This window comes from Methylobacterium longum (genome assembly GCF_022179385.1).
Lineage (GTDB): Bacteria > Pseudomonadota > Alphaproteobacteria > Rhizobiales > Beijerinckiaceae > Methylobacterium > Methylobacterium longum.
On record NZ_BPQS01000001.1, the window covers coordinates 23519 to 40071 of the forward strand.

Sequence of the window (16553 nt, forward strand, 5' to 3'; positions counted from 1 at the left end):
GCGGAGCGCGGGGCGGCCGACACCGGGGCTTCGGGCCCCGGCCGCGCCGGTCACCGTGGGTCCGCTGAGCCGGATTGGATGAGCCGGATGCGCCGACAGCGCATCCGAGGCGAACAGGCAGGATACTCGTGATCGAAAGTCTCGTCGCGTTCTCGGTGCGGTATCGGTGGATCGTGATTGCCGTCCTGGCGTTCGTCACGGTCGCGAGTGCCGGAGTCGCGGCGCACCTGTTTCGAATCAATACCGACGTCGAGCGGCTGATCGATCCGAAGGAGCCGTGGCGCCAGGACGAGATCAACTACGAGCAGGCTTTCCCTCAGCGCACCAACACGATCGTCGCGGTGATCAACGGGCAGACGCCGGAAGAGACCGAGGAGGCGGCCGCCAGCCTCGCCAAGGCGCTGACCGCTCACAAGAACCTGATCGAGACCGTCTATCGCCCGGACGGCGGACCGTTCTTCGACAAGAACGGGCTGCTGCTGATGCCCCAGCCCGAACTCGACAAGACCCTTGAGGCACTGACCCAGCAGCAGGGGCTGCTCGGGCCGCTTGCCGCCGATCCGTCGCTGCGGGGCGTGATGCGCGTGCTGACGCTGGGCGCCCGTGGCGTGAAGACCGGCGATGCCAAACTGGACGACCTCGAGAAGCCCATGGGGCAGATCGACGCCACGCTGCAGAAGGTGTTGGCGGGCGAGCCGGCGCGGATGTCGTGGCAGGAACTCCTGTCCAATGGCGAAGGCCGCGTCACGGACAAGATGAAGTTCGTGATCATCCAGCCCGTGCTCGACTTCAACGCCTTGGAGCCGGGCTACCAGGCGACCAAGCTGATCCGGAACGTCGCCCAGGATCTCAAGATCGATGCGCAGCACGGCCTGCGCATGCGGTTGACCGGCACCGTCGCCGTGGCGGACGAGGAGTTCGCGACGCTCTCAGAGGATGCGGGCCTCAACAACAGCATCATCGTCGGCGCGATCGTGCTGTTCCTGTGGCTCGCCCTGCGCTCGGGCAAGCTCGTCGGCGCAGTCATCATCACGACCTTCGCGGGCCTTGTCGTCACGGCGGCGCTGGGCCTCGTCATGGTCAAGGAGCTGAACCCGATCTCCGTGGCCTTCGCGGCCCTGTTCGTGGGACTGGGCATCGATTTCGGCATCCAGTTCTCGGTGCGCTACCGCGCCGACCGCTACGAGCAGCCGAGCTTGGACAGCGCGATCCGCGCTGCCGCTCGGGGCGTCGGCTGGTCGTTGACGCTCGCCGCCGTATCGCTGGTCGCGGGCTTCTTCGCGTTCCTGCCCACGGCGTTCCGGGGTGTGTCGGAACTCGGCCTGATCGCCGGCGTCGGCATGGTCGTGGCCTTCCTGTTCTCGCTGACGCTACTGCCGGCGCTGATCGCGGTGTTCAAGCCGGAGGGCGAGAAGACGGCCGTCCAGACCGCGTGGCTGGTGGGCGTCGATCCGTGGATCATCCGCCACCGCAAGGCGATCCTGATCGGCGTCGGGCTCGTGACCCTGGCCGGTGCGCCGCTTCTCTGGCACCTGCCGTTCGACTCCAATCCGATGCACCTGCGCAGCGCGAAGACGCAGTCGATCGCCACCTATCTCGACCTGATCAAGAACCCCGAGACCAGCCCGAACGTCATCGACGTGCTCGCCCCGAGCGTCGAGGCCGTTCCGTCGCTCTCGAAGACGCTCACGGCGTTGCCGGTCACTGCGTCGGTCAACAGCATCGACACCTTCGTGCCGCGCGATCAGGACAAGAAGCTCGCCCAGATCGCCGACACGGCGCAGCTCCTCGACCCCGTCCTCAACCCGGGCCGCCGGCCGCCGCCGCCCACCGACGCCGACAACGTCAAGGCGCTCAAGGACGCCGCGACGGCGCTCAACGGCGTCGGGAGCGAGGCGAAGGGCGACGCGACGGGCGCTCAGGCGGCCAAGCAGCTTGCCGGCACCCTGGACAAGCTCGCGACCAGCCCCGTGGCGCAGCGCGAGGCGGCCTCCGTCGCCCTCACGAAGGATCTCGGACCGCTGCTGGCGCATCTGCGCGACCTGCTGCATCCCGACAAGATCACCCTCGACAACCTGCCACCGCAGCTCAAGGCCGACTGGGTGGCGGCCGACGGCCGCGCCCGCATCGAGGTCCATCCCAAGGGGGATTCGAACGACGATCAAGTGCTGCGCACCTTCTCCGATGAAGTCCTGAAGGTCGCGCCCCATGCCACCGGCGCTCCGGTCGCGACCACGCAGTCGAGCTACACGATTCTGGGCGCCTTCGTTCAGGCGGCGGTGACGGCCTTCGTGCTGATCTTCGTCATCCTGTCGGTGGCCCTGCGCAAGCCCTGGGACGTGGCGATGACGCTCGGCCCGCTGGTGATCGCGACCCTCTGGACGCTGATGGCCCTGCGCATCATCGGCATGCCGCTGAACTTCGCCAACATCATCGCGCTGCCGCTGATGCTCGCGGTGGGCGTCGCGTTCCACATCTACTACGTGATCGCCTGGCGAGCGGGCGTGAACGACATGCTCGCGTCGAGCCTGACCCGAGCGATCTTCTTCTCGGCGCTGACCACCGGCAGCGCCTTCGGCTCGCTGGTCCTGTCCAGCCACCCGGGCACGGCGAGCATGGGCAAGCTGCTCGCGCTCTCGCTGTTCTTCACCCTGGTGGCGGCCTTCTTCGTCGTGCCGGCGACCCTCGGCGAGCCGCCGGCGCAGCCCGACGAGGACCGTCCGGAAGCCGAGAAGGCCGCCGGTGCCGCCTTGCGCAAGAGCGTCGCGCAGAAGGATCCTGTGCCGGCCAAGTAACGGCCGGCACCCCGAGGCCCTAGAGGGCCTTCTCGAAGAAATGGTCCGGGTAGGGGTCGTCGTTGAAGCGGTCGATCTCCACCCAGCCCGTGCCCCGGTAGAGCATCAGGGCTTCCGGAAGTGCGCTGTTGGTGTCGAGCCGCAGCATCCGGATGCCGAGCTCGCGAGCGACCCGCTCGGCCTCGTGCATCAGGCGCTTGGAGAGGCCCAGCCCGCGGGCCGCGGGATCGATCCAGAGCCGCTTGATCTCCGCCTCGGGGCCACCCCACCCTTTGAGCCCGACGCAGCCGACCGGCAGACCGTCGGCGACGGCGAGCAGGAAGGCGCCACGCGGCCGCACCATGTCGCCGGCCTCCGGATCGCAGGACCGCGCGACGTCGAATCCTCCGGGAAATCGGGCAGCCAATTCGGCGTAGTAGGCCGCAAGGCAGACCCGCGCCGGCGCGTCGACGGGATCGGCCGCGACGATCGTGATGGCGTCGCGGCCCAGGACGAGAGCGACACGATCCATGGCCTGCAGGAGGGCGTCGGCCCGCGGCGCGCGCTCCAGCAGCGCTGTGGCGCGGGCATCCGACAGGGCTTCATAGGCCTCGAATTCCCGCTGGCCGGCCTCGGTCACGGACGCGATCCGGCGGCGGGCATCCGCAGGATGCGGCGCCGTCGCGACCAGCCCCTCGTCCTCCAGGCTCCGCAGGAGACGGCTCATCAGGCCGGAATCCAGGTCCAGATAGGCGCGAATCTCGGCGATCTCGGTGCGTCCCGCACCGATGGCGTTGAGGACGCGGGCCGCGCCCAGGGGACGGCCCCGGCCGAGGAACGAGGAATCGAGGGCTCCGACCTCGGCGGTGACGGCGCGGGCGAACCGGCGGACGCGGGCGATGTCGGCAGGTCTCATGATATCTGACTAAAGTCAGATATCAACGCCGGTCAACCGAGGAAGTCGGAGAAGCCGCCGCGGATCGCGCCCGACGCGTCGGCGGCAGATCGGGAGGCGGGGGCGATCAGCGCGTCCCGCTCGTCCGCGTAGCGGTAGCCCGGCGCCTCGCCGGGGAAGCCGCCGGCGGTCGCGGGATGGGTGTAGAGTTCGGTCAGACCGTCAGGAAGTTCGGCCAGCAGCGCGGCGACGCGGGCCGGCGTCATGGCGCCGGACCAAGCGAGGCCGAGGGTGCGGTCCGGGATCAGCAGCCCAGCCTGCCGGGCGCGCACGGCCAGCAGCGCCGCCCAGGGGGCGATGTCGAGGGCGGCCGAGGGGCGGGCACCGGGCTCGGCGCGGCGGAGGATCTCCCGCGGCTCCCGAGGCACGCGCAGGGCGCGCATTCCGAAGTCGCGGCCGATGCGCAGCACCGCGCCCGCGATCAGCGGGTGGACGTGGAAGTGCTTGTGGGCGTTGACGTGGTCGAGGGGCAGGCCGGTGGCCCGGTAGGCTTCGAACTGGGCCCGGATCTCGGCGGCGAGCTGACGGCGCGCGGCGGACTTGCGGGCGAAGTCGAATCCGAGACGACCCATGTCGGCGCGCATCAGGCCGGCCGCATCGGTCAGGTCCGGCAGCTGAGTCGCCGGGAGAGTCGGCCATGCCTCCACGAGGACGAGGTGCAGCCCGACCCGCAGGGACGGCATCCGCCTCGCCCGCGCCACCGCATCCGCGGCGGCCGGCGCCGAGACCATCAGGCTCGCGGCGGTGAGGATCCCGTCGCGATGCGCCTGCTCGACGGCCTCGTTGACCTCGGGGCTCAGCCCGAAATCGTCGGCGGTGACGACAAGACGCTTCACTGGGACCTCGGTCACGGGTGTCGAGAGGGCGCGCCCTCTCGCGGGTCCAGGGCGGAGCCCTGGAAGAGGCGCGGGGCTCCGCCCCGCTCCCCGCCGGGGCCGTAGGCCCCGGACCCCTGACGTCAGGCCGCTTTGGCGGTGCCCTGGCGCTCCTTGAGGAAGCGGTAGAACTCCACGCCCTCGCGCAGGCGGCGCTTCATCATGTCGGGCGAGCGTACCATCTCGCTGACGATCGAGGCGATCTTCGGAGCCCGGAAGTAGAACTTCTTGTAGAACTCCTCAACCGAGGTGAAGATCTCGGTGTGCGAGAGGTGCGGGTAATGCAGCGGCGCGACCTGCACGCCGTTCTCGTCGACGAGCTCGGCGTTCTCGATGTCGAGCCAGCCGTTCTCTACCGCCTGCTTGTACAGGAAGGTGCCCGGGTATGGGGCCGCGAGCGAGACCTGGATCGTGTGCGGGTTGATCCGCTTGGCGAAGGCGATCGTCTCCTGGATCGTCTCCTTCGTCTCGCCCGGCAGGCCGAGGATGAAGGTGCCGTGGATGGCGATGCCCAGGTCATGGCAATCCTGGGTGAACTTCTCAGCGACCTCGACCCGCATGCCCTTCTTGATGTTGTGCAGGATGGCCTGATTGCCGGACTCGTAGCCGACCAGCAGCAGGCGCAGGCCGTTCTCCTTGAGCACCTTCAGGGTCTCGCGCGGCACGTTCGCCTTGGCGTTGCACGACCACGTGACGCCGAGCTTGCCCAGCTCGCGGGCGATCTCCTCGGCGCGCGGCAGGTTGTCGGTGAAGGTATCGTCGTCGAAGAAGAACTCCTTGGTCTGCGGGAACTCCTTCAGGCAGTACTTGATCTCCTCGATCACGTGGGCGACCGAGCGGGTGCGATAGGTGTGGCCGCCGACCGTCTGCGGCCAGAGGCAGAAGGTGCAGCGGCTCTTGCAGCCCCGCCCCGAGTAGAACGAGATGTAGGGGTGCTTCAGGTAACCGATGAAGTACTTCTCCATCTCCAGGTCGCGCTTGTAGACGCTGGTGACGAAGGGCAGCTGATCCATGTCGGTCATGATCTCGCGGTCCTCGTTGTGGACCACGACCCCGTTGGCATCGCGATAGGACAGCCCCTTGATCTCCGACATCGGCACGCCGTCGGCGACTTCCTTGACGGTGAAGTCGAACTCGTTGCGGGCGCAGAAATCGACCACGGGGGCCTGGGCCATCGCGCCGGCGGCGTCGACCGCGACCTTGGCGCCGATCAGGCCGGCGATCAGCTTCGGGTTGGCGGCCTTCAGCGCCTCGATGGTCTTCACGTCGGATTTGAACGACGGCACCGAGGTGTGGAGCACGACGAGGTCGAAGTCGTTGGCCTGGGCCACGATCTCGGCGAGCTTGATGTTGTGCGGCGGCGCGTCGATCAGCTTCGAGTTCGGCACCAGGGCGGCCGGCTGGGCCAGCCAGGTCGGGTACCAGAACGACTTGATCTCGCGCTTGGCCTGGTAACGGGAGCCGGCACCGCCGTCGAAACCGTCGAAGGTGGGGGCCTGGAGGAAGAGCGTGCGCATGGGGTTCAAGGCCTCAGGGCAATGCCGGGGGGAGGGCGGAGGACGAGGAAACCGGGTTCAGCGGAGCGGCGCGCCGGCATCGCGGCCGAGTTCGGCGTCCGGGATCAGGGTGCCATCCGCAACCACGTGATAATCGTGACCTTTCCATGTCACCGCCCCCGACACGAAGGCCCAGGAGAAGTTCAGGAAGGAGAGGATGTCGCGGATCGGCAACAGTCCGTAGGGGTGCGGGGCGAGACCGAAGGCGCGCTCCAGCTGGCGGCAGAGCAGGATCCGGCTGGCCAGCGCGGCGGCGGCGACCCACAGCGCGCCGGTTCCGGCCCCCGGCAGCAGGGCGCCCACGAGGGCGAGGGGGAAGGCGTGGGTGACGATTGAGCCGGCATAGCCGGCGGGATCGACGGTGCGAATCGTGCGGTTCCACCGCAGTTCGTGCCGCCACAGGCCGGAGAGATCGGTGTCGACGCTGGTATGGCCGATGGTGAAGCTCGGGATCACCACCCGGCCGCCGAGGCCGCGCAGGGCGGCGCCGATCGCGTAATCGTCCGCGAGGTCGTTGCGGAAGGTGCGGAAGCCGCCCACCGCCTCCAGGTTCGCCCGGGTGAACGCCACGGTGGAGCCGAAGCACGGCTTGGCCAGTCCCAGGCTGAGGCCCATCACGACGTTCGGCAGGAACTGCGTGTCGATCGCCAGGGCGGAGAGTTGATCGTAGAGGCCCCGGAAGGCGGGAACGCCGTGGTAGAGGCAGGTGACGCCGGTTACCCCCTCCTGCGACAACTCCGCGACGAGGCGCTCCAGGTAATCGGGCCGGACCACCATGTCGCTGTCGGCCAGCACCACCACGTCGTGGGCGATCGCCTCGGCCATGTTGATCAGGTTCGAGACCTTGCGGTTCGAGCCATGCTGGCGGCCATCGATCACGAGGTCGATGCGCGCTTGCGGATAGGCCTGCTTCAGCCGCTGCACGACGGCAATTGCGGGATCACCGGCCTTCTGGACGCCGAACACCACCTGCACCGCGCCGGCGTAATCCTGGCGCAGCACGGTCTCGAGGTTCTCGTAGAGGTTCGGTTCGAGGCCGCAGAGCGGCTTGAGCACGGTCACGGAGGGCGCGGCGCAGCCGGACGCCAGAACCGGAACGTCGCGCGCCACGTAACGGCCCGCGCAATAGGCCGCGGCCAGCCCGTAGAGGCAGCCCGCCGCCGCCAGGATCAGGCAGAGCAGCGAGAGCCACGAGAGGCTGAGCAGTGCCAGCGAGGAGAGGTCCATCCGGTCGGGTCCGTGCGATCGTCCGGCCGCTTCGGGCGGCGATGGCCGCGTGCGGCCGGTTCAGTGGGCCCCTGTCGGCTCGGCTCAGGGCGTCGGCTTGGCGGCGAGCATGCCGTCGGCCCGCTGGCGGAGGAACTTGACGACGCCGTCGGCGCCCCCGGACTTCAGCGGCGCGGACAGCGCATTGCGCTGCGCGGCGATCTCGCTGACGTCGCCGTTGAGCAGGACATCCTGGATGCGGTTGCTGTCGTTCACCACGAAGTCGACCGCGGAATCGTCGCCGTCCGAGGTGGTGACGCGGGTCGGCACCACGCGCTGCGAGCCGCGCTCCTCGATCTTGGGCGTGACCTCGAACTTGCCGCCGGCGGCGCGGGCCAGCCGGTTCGCGTAGGTGACGATCAGGCTGCGCTTGAACGCGTCGGTCACCGCCTCCTGCTGATCCGGGGTGAAGCTCGACCACTTCGAGCCGACGGCGACGCGGGCCATGGCGGGGAAGTCGAATGCCTTGTCGAGGGCCGGCCCGACGGCGTCGACCCGCGCGGGCAGCGGACCGGGACCGTCCTTCAGGGCGGTGGAGAAGGCCGCGTAGAGGTCGCGGACCGTCTGAACGGCGGGGTCGTCCGCGGCCCATGCCTGGACCGGGACGAAGATTGACGCGGCGATGAGGGTGGCCGCGAGGCGGCGGGTCAGGCGCACTTCTTCAACTCCTCGCCGTCGCCGAGCCGCGCGACCATGCGGGGCGGGGCGTAGCTGTAGAACGGCCCGAGAGTCGCGGGCTGGGACACGCGCTGAGCCGTGCGTCCGACCGCGGAATCCGCCTCCCGCTCTTCGTCCTCCGGCGCCTCGGCGCGGAGCTTGGCCTCGATCCGATGCCAGAGCAGCAGGCTCGGCAGCCCGACTCCGAGATCCGCGAAGCGCTTGACCAGGGACAGGGCGAGCGCCGCCTCGGCCGGGATGTCGAACAGGCCGCAGAGGGCGATCAGGCCGCCTTCCTGGGCACCCAGCGCGCCCGGTACCGCGAAGGCCGCGCCGCGCACGGCCTGGGCGAGACTCTCGATCATCAGCGCCTGCGCGAAGTCGATGGGATACCCCATGAACCGCAGACAGACATAGACTTCCAGCGTTCCGATCACCCAGCCCACGAGGTGGACCAGCAACGCCACCGCGAAGCGGCCGTGGTTGCCGTAGAGGCGGCGGAGGCTGTCGTAGAGCTGGTCGATGGCACCGAAGGCCCGCCATTCGCGGCCGGAGGCGAAGCGGCTGAGCAGACCCTGGATGAGCCGGTGCCCGGCACGCCTCTGGATCAGGTAGAAGGCGCCGAGCGCGGGCACCGCCAGGGCGAGACCGCCCTCGACCGTGTGGGCGATCGGTCCGTTGCCGGAGATCATGACCAGCAGGGCGAGGCCGGCCACGGTGAACAGGAGCTGCGTCAGGGCCTGGGTCATCAGGTCGACGAACATGCTGGCACCTGCGAGAGCCCCGGGGACGCTGCGCTTCGCCAGAAGGCGCGCGCCGACGAAATCCCCCCCCACGGTGGCCACCGGCAGCAGCGTGTTGATGCCCTCGCGCACGAACCGGAGGGAGACGCAGTCGCGCAGCTTGGCCGTTCCGGCCGGAAACACGACGTGCCACCCGAGCCCCGCCCAGGCGACCGCCACGATGCGGGCCAGGACCACGAGGGCGGCGCCCCAGCCGGCACTCAGGACGGCGGCCGACACGTCTTCCAGGCCGGAGGACATGAACAGGCCCACGACCGTGCACAGACCGGCGATCAAGGCCAAGGTCGTCAGGCGCTTCATTATCGTCTTTCAAGCTCGCAGAAGGCTTGATGCGGGAAATCGGTCACGGTCGCGGCAGAAATAGGTCCGCCGGGCCGAGAACGTTTCTGCCACGTTGCAGCATGGATTAGCGGTGTCTATCACCCGTTTGACACACCGAGGGCCAAAGCGGCGGCGGAGCTGAACAGCCCGCGTAGAAGGCCGCGCCACGTCGCAGAAGGGGCACACGTCATGGAGCGCGAATCAACGATCACGGCCGTCGAGGCCGTGACGGAGGACACGCATGCCGGCGGCGTCCACGGCGGAGCGGGCCCGGGCGCGCCGGCGCCGCAATCGCCGGTGATGGCCTGGAACGAGTGGGATCCGCTCGAGGAGGTGATCGTCGGCTCGCTGGACGGCGCCACGATCCCGACCCACCACCTGACCGTGATCTTCAACCTGCCGCGCGCCGCGCAGCCCTTCTACCGGCTGGCGAGCGGCTGGAAATATCCGAAGTTCATGAAGAAGCTCGCCCAGGCCGAGCTCGACAACTTCATCACCATCCTGGCTGGGGAAGGCGTGAAGGTCCGCCGCCCGGACACGGTGGACTTCTCCAAGAAGTTCAAGGCACCGCGCTGGACCTCGCGGGGCTTCTGCGTCGCCTGTCCGCGGGACCCGTACCTCGTCATCGGCGACGAGATCATCGAGAGCCCGATGTGCTGGCGCTCGCGCTACTTCGAGGGCGATGCCTACCGGTCGCTGTTCAAGGAGTATTTCCGAGCCGGCGCCCGCTGGACCTCGGCTCCGCGTCCGCAACTGACCGACGACCTCTACAACTACGATTACCGGGTGCCGGACCTGAAGGCCGGCGAGCCCATGCAGTTCACGGTGAACGAGTTCGAGCCGGTCTTCGACGCCGCCGATTTCGTCCGCTGCGGCCGCGACCTGTTCGTGACCCGCTCCAACGTCACGAACCTGATGGGCATCGAGTGGCTGCGCCGCCACCTCGGCCCGGGCTTCCGCATCCACGAGATCGAGAGCCGCTGCCCGCAGCCCATGCACATCGACTCGTCGTTCATGCCGCTGGCGCCCGGCAAGGTGCTGGTGAACCCGGACTACGTCGACGTCGAGAAGCTGCCCGCCGTGCTCAAGAAGTGGGACGTGTTGATCGCCCCGCGCCCCGACCCGGTCGAGGGCTTCATGAGCAAGATCTCGATGTGCTCGCCCTGGACCTCGATCAACGTCCTGGCGATCACCGAGAAGAAGATCGTTGTCGACCAGAGCCAGCCGACGCTGATCAAGGCGCTGAAGGATTGGGGCTTCGACCCGATCCCGGCGCCGTTCCTCAGCTACGGCCCGTTCGGCGGCTCGTTCCACTGCGCGACCCTCGACGTGCGCCGCCGCGGCGTCCTGAAGTCGTATTTCTAGGGGCTGAACCGTCACCCTCCCGCCCGGCTGCGGGAGGGTGAACCCGCGACGGGGCATGCCTGCGCGCAGATCCCGAAGACCACGTCGTGTCGTCCCGGGGCGCCGCACGCGGATCCGGGATGACGAGGCGGGCGTTCGAGCCCCTGCGCGGGCTCGGCCGGTGTGACGGGTCGGATCCACGCCTCCGACCGGGCCGATCAGGGCGCCGCGATGCCCTCGATGAGCGCTGTGTTGAACCCCTCGGGATCCGACATCTGCGGCGCGTGGCCGAGATCCGGAAACTCGATGAGCCGCGCCCCCGGGATCGCCTTCGCGGCGGCCTTGCCGAGTTCGGGGTAGTTGCCGAGGCCCGCCCGCATCTCCGGCGGGGCCAGATCCTTGCCGATCGCCGTGTTGTCCTTCTGGCCGATGAGCAGGAGGGTCGGCACCGCGATCTCCGGGAACCGGTAAACCACCGGCTCGGTGACGATCATGTCGTAGAGCAGCGCCGAATCCCAGGCGACCGCCTCCTTGCCGGGACCGTTGTTGAGGCCGGCCAGCATCGTCACCCAGGGCTCGTAGCGGGCCTCCCATTTTCCCGCGTAGTAGGTCGCAGTCTCGTAGGCACGGATCGCGTCCGCCGAGACCTTCAGCTCGCGCTGGTACCATTGCTCCACCGAGGTCGGCGGCACGCCCTTGGCGGCCCAGTCCTCCAAGCCGATCGGGTTGACCAGTACGAGCTGCCCGACCGCTTTCGGGTAGAGCAGGGCGTAGTGCGCGGCGAGCATGCCGCCCGTGGAATGACCGACCAGGATCGGGCGCTCGATCCCGAGCTTGTCCATCAGGGCGTGGGTATTCTCTGCGAGTTGGCGGAAGGTGAACTGGTAGGCCGCCGGCTTGCTCGACTTGCAGAAGCCGATCTGGTCCAGAGCGATCACCCGGTAGCCGGCCGCGCTGAGCGCCCGGATCTGGCTTTCCCAGGTTGCGGCGCAGAAGTTCTTGCCGTGGAGCAGGACGACCGTGCGGCCGTTTGGCGATCCGGGCCGGATGTCGAGATACGCCATCTGGAGCGGCTGACGCTGCGACGTGAGCAGGAAGCGCTCCACCGGGAACGGGTAGGCGAAGCCTTCGAGCTCCGGGCCGTAGGCCGGAAGCGGCAGAGGTTCTGCCGAGGCGCCGCCGGGAAGGGCGATGACCATCAGGAGAGTGGCGAGGACGGATCGGAGCATGGCGGTGCCGGGACCTGATCTGCGGGCGCCGCAGGACGCCGCGCCGCCCGCTCAGATCGGACATCGCGCCGATCCTGTCTACGCCGCGCACCACGACGCCTGACCATCGCGCCTTCGGCGATCCCGCTCTTCGCCGGACGATCGGCGCCATGCGATCGGACGTCCCAGGCCTACACAGACGCCGATGACGCCGAAGCGCTGTCGACGGTGACGTACCAGTCCTCCGAGGCGGAGAACGTCTTGAATCTCGAAACGTAACCTTTTTGAGTCATGAATTCGCGAACCTCTCGACCTTGATCAGGATCCCCGGCCGCGATACTCAGAAGCTTGACGTCGTACTCAGAAAACTCGAAGTGTTGCAGGACATCGAGGGAGTCGTCCTCGATACCGATACTCAGGTAGTCGATGACCCGCGGTGCGTCGGCAGCCTGCAGGAAGCCGCGCAGCGAGAGAGTTTCGACCTCGTACCGCTTCCCGGCCCGGCGCACGCGCCCGGCAGGATCGGCACCGGCGGATACGCCCGTTGCCGCATCCTGCGATCTGTCCGCGTCGCTGAACAAGATCTTCAGCCCGTCATCCTTGTAGATGAATTTGTCCGTGATGTAGCAGTCGCGATGGGCGCGGAGCGTCTCCTGCCGACTCCGGGCAGGCTCGGCAATGGCGCCGCTCCATCCATAGAACTTCTCCAACAGCAGCGTGTTGCGCCCGGCCCCATCGCCCGAGCCACCGAATTCGACGAAATACCCGTTCCGCTTCTCACCCCGCTCGAACAGGACCCAGAGATCCTGCAAGCGGCTCGCGCTCGAGAGCGGCGCCCGTCGCGCCGCGAAGATCAGGAACTCGATCTCGTCGCGGTGCGCAGCCTCCCCTTCGTGGACGAGAGTTTTGATGTCTCCTATGGATGTCTCGAGAGTGTCTTTGATCCCCAAGACAGAAGTGAAGACGTTACCGAGAACCTGATCCACGACGCAACTCCCAGTTCAATCCGTGAGTTCAGAATGCCTGCACGGCATTTGTAAAAGACTTGCACAGAAACTGATCTGTGGCGCGATCCTGCGCCGCGCGATCTCTCGGACGCGCATTGGACACCCCCGATACGCTGGGCATTTCCGGGAACGAGGCTCTCGATCCCGGCGGATCCGCGTCCGATCCGGGGCTCCCGGCACAGATCGCGGTGGCGGGAACGCGCAGGGACGAAGCCCGCCTCCGCGTCACGCCCTCGCCGTCGGACCCGCGATCTTCTATGGCCGGAGATCGACGACCGGCCCGTGCCACCGGACGACGGTCGATGGCGTGCCCGATGCTCGCCGGAGGTAGGAAGGCGCGTCGCCGCTCAGCATCGATCTCACTTCCATGAACCATGATGACCTGATCACACTCAAGAGCTCAGCCGACACCAACAGGACCGCGCCGCCCCGTAATCAGATCGCGTAGCAAATCCATTCCTCGGCTATTCACGTGCATTTGCGCTTATCAGATCGACATTTGCAAATTATACACGCATATTCACAATTATATACACAAATGATACTAGTATTTAAATCGATATCGCGATCGACGTACAAGACATTCGTTACAGGTCCGCTCTTACAGGGAGTCAAACTCAAGTCAATGACACGCCTCATCGGAACAGCCCTGTTTTCTATCTTCCTTTCCGGACTGTCACCACATCCGGCACGCTCCGCGGATGCTTGCGACATCCTGGCCGCCAGGATCATCCACGACACCGGCGCCTCCCTTGCCGGCAGGGCCGGCCCCGTCGCGGTGTTCCGGGCGCAGGCTGCCGAGCGGATGAGCCTCGATTGCCGCGCCCCCGCACGGATGACGGTAGCGTCCCTCGATCGCGAGCCGTCGCCGACCTACTTCGCTCTGGTAGGCCTCGCGTCCCATGCGCTCGCCGGGGCGGATGCCGATGCCGCGGAGGGGCTGGCGCTGAACCTCCATCAGGACAGCCTGCGCGCGCGCGCGCCACGGCGGGGTGTCACCGGCCGGGCGGCTATGCTGTGTGAGACCGGCCCGCGCACGGACGCACTGCAGGGCGAACGCACCGTCTGCCGTATCGCGGCCCGGTCCGGGCTTTCGCGGATCCGCCGCAAGGGCTAGACCGGCGCCCATGTCGAGCCTTCCTGTCCCCGGTCCCGTCGTCGAAGTCGGCGGCGTGCGCGTCGCCAACCACCTGCCGCTGACGCTGATCGCCGGCCCGTGCCAGCTCGAAGGGCGCAACCACGCCCTGGAGATCGCCGCGGCCCTCAAGGAGATGGCCGCGGATCTGGGGCTCGGCCTCGTGTTCAAGACGTCCTTCGACAAAGCCAACCGCACCTCGGGCGGCGCCGCCCGGGGCATCGGCCTCGATGGGGCGCTCCCGGTCTTCGCCGAGATCCGCGAGACCCTGCGGCTGCCGGTGCTGACCGATGTGCACGCGGCCGAGCAGTGCGCCCGCGCCGCGGAGGCGGTGGACGTGCTGCAGATCCCCGCCTTCCTGTGTCGCCAGACAGACCTGCTCCTGGCGGCCGCCGCCACCGGCCGGGCGGTCAACATCAAGAAGGGCCAGTTCCTGGCGCCTTGGGACATGAAGCACGTGGCCGCCAAGGTGACCGAGGCCGGCAACCCCAACGTCATCGTGACCGAGCGGGGCGCCTCGTTCGGTTACAACACCCTGGTCTCGGACATGCGGAGCCTGCCGATCATGGCCCAGGTCACGCAGGGCGCGCCGGTGGTGTTCGACGCCACTCATTCCGTGCAACAGCCGGGCGGGCAGGGGGCAAGCTCCGGCGGCCAGCGGGAATTCGTCGCCGTCCTGGCTCGGGCCGCCGTGGCGGTGGGCGTCGCCGGCGTGTTCATCGAGACCCACCCGGATCCCGATCGGGCGCCGTCCGATGGACCCAACATGGTGGCGTTGAAGGACCTCCCGGCGCTTGTCGCGGAACTGCTTGCCTTCGACCGTCTCGCCAAGCAGCGTCTCGCCTGACGGCTCAGGCGCCGCCCTTTTCCAGCACGTGGATCCGCAGGGGCTGGACGAGGCCGTAGCGGCCGTCCGTCTCGCGTGCGGCCGCTGCTAGGAAAGCCGCCTCGACCACAGGACGCCGCGCGCGGATCGTGGTCTCGCGGGCCGGGTCTACGGCGCTGACGCGGGCGAGAAACGCGTCAAGGGAGGCGAAACTCTCCCGCCTCTCGATGGTCTCGTCACGCCGACACACGAAAGCGCCGCGGGACAGCGCGGCCGCGATCGCCTCCTGGGCGGAGGCCCTGACCGCCGTCTCGTCCTCGATCGGCCGCAGGGCGTCGAAGAAGCTGCCCTCTGCGAGGGGCTCCACCACGACGAGATGCCCACCCGGCACCAGCACGCGCGCGGCCTCGACGAGGGCGGCCCCGGGGTCCGGCACGTGGTGCAGCGCATTGAGCATGACCGCCCCGTCGAAACCCGCATCGGGAAAAGGCAGGGCCTCGCCGGCGGCAGCCTCGAACCGCGCTTCCGGCACGGCGGCGCGTGCCGTGGCGAGTGCGGTCAGGCCAGGGTCGATGCCGACGACCGCCGCCCCGGCATCGACCAGCCGTCTCGCGAGCGTCCCCGGTCCGCAACCGATATCGAGGATCCGCTTGCCCGGAAGGGGCGCGAAGGTGTCGCGGATCAGGGTCAGGGCGTCCATCATCGGTCCTCTGGGGCTTCTGGTAGCATGACGCTGGCAGGGCGTATTTCACCGGACCCCCGACCGATCGTCGCCATCCGCGCGACCGTTCCCCGCGATCGTTCCTGGCGACCCTGTTCCCGATCCGCCTGTTCGACCGCGCTCGGCTCTGGGAGTCTTCGCAAGAGTTCAAGCCTGATCCGCATACAGAGTTTTAAGCTTGACCGTCGTCGCCCGAACGCCGCCGACGATGAACGACGGTTCAGGATCGCGGCCCTGTGCGGATCCGCACCCAAGACCGATGTGAGATCTGGAACTGTCTGGCTGCGGCCACGTTATTGGGCATGTTCGATCGAGGATCGAGAAGGAACACTATGCGCAAGATCGGTATCATCGCCACCGCCGCCGCCCTGGCCCTCGGTAGCGTCGCTGCCACCACGAGCGCCGAGGCCCGTCCGTACGGCTACCACGGTGGCTACGGCGGTTACGGTCACGGCGGTTACTACCGTGGCCGTCGCGGCATCGGCACCGGCGCCGCCATCGGCCTCGGCATTGCCGGCCTCGCGGCCGGCGCGATCGCCGCCGGCGCCGCCCGCGACAGCTACTACGGCGGGGGCTACGGTTACGCTCCGTCCTACGGCTACGGCTACGCCCCGGTCTACGGCGGCTACGGCTACGCCAACCCGGGTTACGGCTACTACGGCTACGGCTACTGAGATCTGAGATCCGCGAGGGTCGAGAGGGGCGACCGGCACAAGCCGGCCGTCCCTTTTTCGTTGGCTTCCTTCGAGACCTTCGACGCGCACCACTCGGGTTGCAGGCCGCCTCCCGGCAACGCCACGCCCACCGACACCGTGGCAAGGTTCCAAGCCCAGAATTGTGAATCTAGTCCGCGAGAATCTGGACCACCGCGTACCCGGTGCGGTCCGTCGGAGGCGGACGATGCTGATCACGACGGCCGTGGCTGGAGCGGCCAGTACCGGGCTATGCGCGCCGCTCCCGTCCGATGACTGAATAGGCTCGACCGATTCGGTACCTGAACGTCACCGTTTTGCTGACGAGATCCCATCCGAGGGTTGAGACGCTCCTTCGCGCCGCGCCGGTCCGGACCGCGTCTTAACGCAGTCGATGCCGCCGGCGTGCTGAT

The 16553-nt window shown here is 68.2% G+C and carries 14 protein-coding genes; 5 read left to right on the forward strand and 9 right to left on the reverse strand.

What is annotated here, in order from left to right; all coding sequences use genetic code 11:
• The first annotated feature begins 128 nt into the window (after nt 1–128).
• Nucleotides 129–2795: an MMPL family transporter gene (locus MFF58_RS00095; RefSeq protein WP_238284533.1), complete on the forward strand. Its 2667-nt coding sequence runs from the start codon at nt 129–131 to the stop codon at nt 2793–2795.
• A gap of 19 nt (nt 2796–2814) precedes the next feature.
• On the opposite strand, the gene MFF58_RS00100 is transcribed toward MFF58_RS00095, so the two are convergent.
• The 6 genes from MFF58_RS00100 to MFF58_RS00125 all read right to left on the reverse strand — a co-directional run bounded on the left by MFF58_RS00100 (nt 2815) and on the right by MFF58_RS00125 (nt 9186).
• A complete protein-coding gene (locus MFF58_RS00100; RefSeq protein WP_238284534.1) occupies nt 2815–3690 on the reverse strand; it encodes a helix-turn-helix domain-containing GNAT family N-acetyltransferase in 876 nt (291 codons plus the stop codon).
• 32 nt (nt 3691–3722) lie between these two features.
• Entirely contained in the window at nt 3723–4565 is an 843-nt protein-coding gene (hpnK, locus tag MFF58_RS00105; RefSeq protein WP_238284535.1) for a hopanoid biosynthesis-associated protein HpnK, read from the reverse strand.
• A gap of 122 nt (nt 4566–4687) precedes the next feature.
• Entirely contained in the window at nt 4688–6121 is a 1434-nt protein-coding gene (hpnJ, locus tag MFF58_RS00110; protein ID WP_238284536.1) for a hopanoid biosynthesis associated radical SAM protein HpnJ, read from the reverse strand.
• Nucleotides 6122–6178: 57 nt separating this feature from the next.
• Nucleotides 6179–7387, reverse strand: coding sequence for a bacteriohopanetetrol glucosamine biosynthesis glycosyltransferase HpnI (gene hpnI / locus MFF58_RS00115; protein ID WP_238284537.1), 1209 nt, complete (start codon nt 7385–7387; stop codon nt 6179–6181).
• 84 nt (nt 7388–7471) lie between these two features.
• On the reverse strand, nt 7472–8083 hold the full coding sequence (locus MFF58_RS00120; protein ID WP_238284538.1) for an MlaC/ttg2D family ABC transporter substrate-binding protein: 612 nt from the start codon (nt 8081–8083) through the stop codon (nt 7472–7474).
• On the reverse strand, nt 8074–9186 hold the full coding sequence (locus MFF58_RS00125; RefSeq protein ID WP_238284539.1) for a flippase-like domain-containing protein: 1113 nt from the start codon (nt 9184–9186) through the stop codon (nt 8074–8076). Before MFF58_RS00125 ends, MFF58_RS00120 begins: the two co-directional genes overlap by 10 nt.
• A gap of 210 nt (nt 9187–9396) precedes the next feature.
• Here MFF58_RS00125 and MFF58_RS00130 point away from each other — a divergent pair, with 210 nt between their 5' ends.
• A complete protein-coding gene (locus MFF58_RS00130; protein ID WP_238284540.1) occupies nt 9397–10572 on the forward strand; it encodes an amidinotransferase in 1176 nt (391 codons plus the stop codon).
• 197 nt (nt 10573–10769) lie between these two features.
• Here the strand turns inward: MFF58_RS00130 and MFF58_RS00135 are convergent, their stop codons facing one another.
• Together MFF58_RS00135 and MFF58_RS00140 are read right to left on the reverse strand one after the other, a co-directional pair.
• The gene (locus tag MFF58_RS00135) at nt 10770–11780 is read right to left on the reverse strand and encodes an alpha/beta fold hydrolase (protein WP_238284541.1); all 1011 of its coding nucleotides are present in this window, start codon (nt 11778–11780) and stop codon (nt 10770–10772) included.
• 170 nt (nt 11781–11950) lie between these two features.
• A complete protein-coding gene (locus MFF58_RS00140) occupies nt 11951–12745 on the reverse strand; it encodes a class I SAM-dependent methyltransferase (RefSeq protein WP_238284542.1) in 795 nt (264 codons plus the stop codon).
• Between the two features lie 646 nt (nt 12746–13391).
• On the opposite strand from MFF58_RS00140, the gene MFF58_RS00145 reads away from it, so the two are divergent.
• Together MFF58_RS00145 and kdsA are read left to right on the forward strand one after the other, a co-directional pair.
• A complete protein-coding gene (locus MFF58_RS00145) occupies nt 13392–13883 on the forward strand; it encodes a hypothetical protein (protein WP_238284543.1) in 492 nt (163 codons plus the stop codon).
• A gap of 10 nt (nt 13884–13893) precedes the next feature.
• Nucleotides 13894–14748 carry a 3-deoxy-8-phosphooctulonate synthase gene (kdsA, locus tag MFF58_RS00150; RefSeq protein ID WP_238284544.1) on the forward strand — a complete coding sequence of 285 codons (855 nt, stop codon included), beginning with the start codon at nt 13894–13896 and terminating at the stop codon, nt 14746–14748.
• A gap of 4 nt (nt 14749–14752) precedes the next feature.
• Here the strand turns inward: kdsA and MFF58_RS00155 are convergent, their stop codons facing one another.
• Nucleotides 14753–15430, reverse strand: a complete 678-nt coding sequence (locus MFF58_RS00155; RefSeq protein WP_238284545.1) for a class I SAM-dependent methyltransferase — start codon at nt 15428–15430, stop codon at nt 14753–14755.
• A gap of 350 nt (nt 15431–15780) precedes the next feature.
• Here MFF58_RS00155 and MFF58_RS00160 point away from each other — a divergent pair, with 350 nt between their 5' ends.
• Entirely contained in the window at nt 15781–16122 is a 342-nt protein-coding gene (locus tag MFF58_RS00160) for a hypothetical protein (RefSeq protein WP_238284546.1), read from the forward strand.
• Nucleotides 16123–16553: the final 431 nt, after the last annotated feature.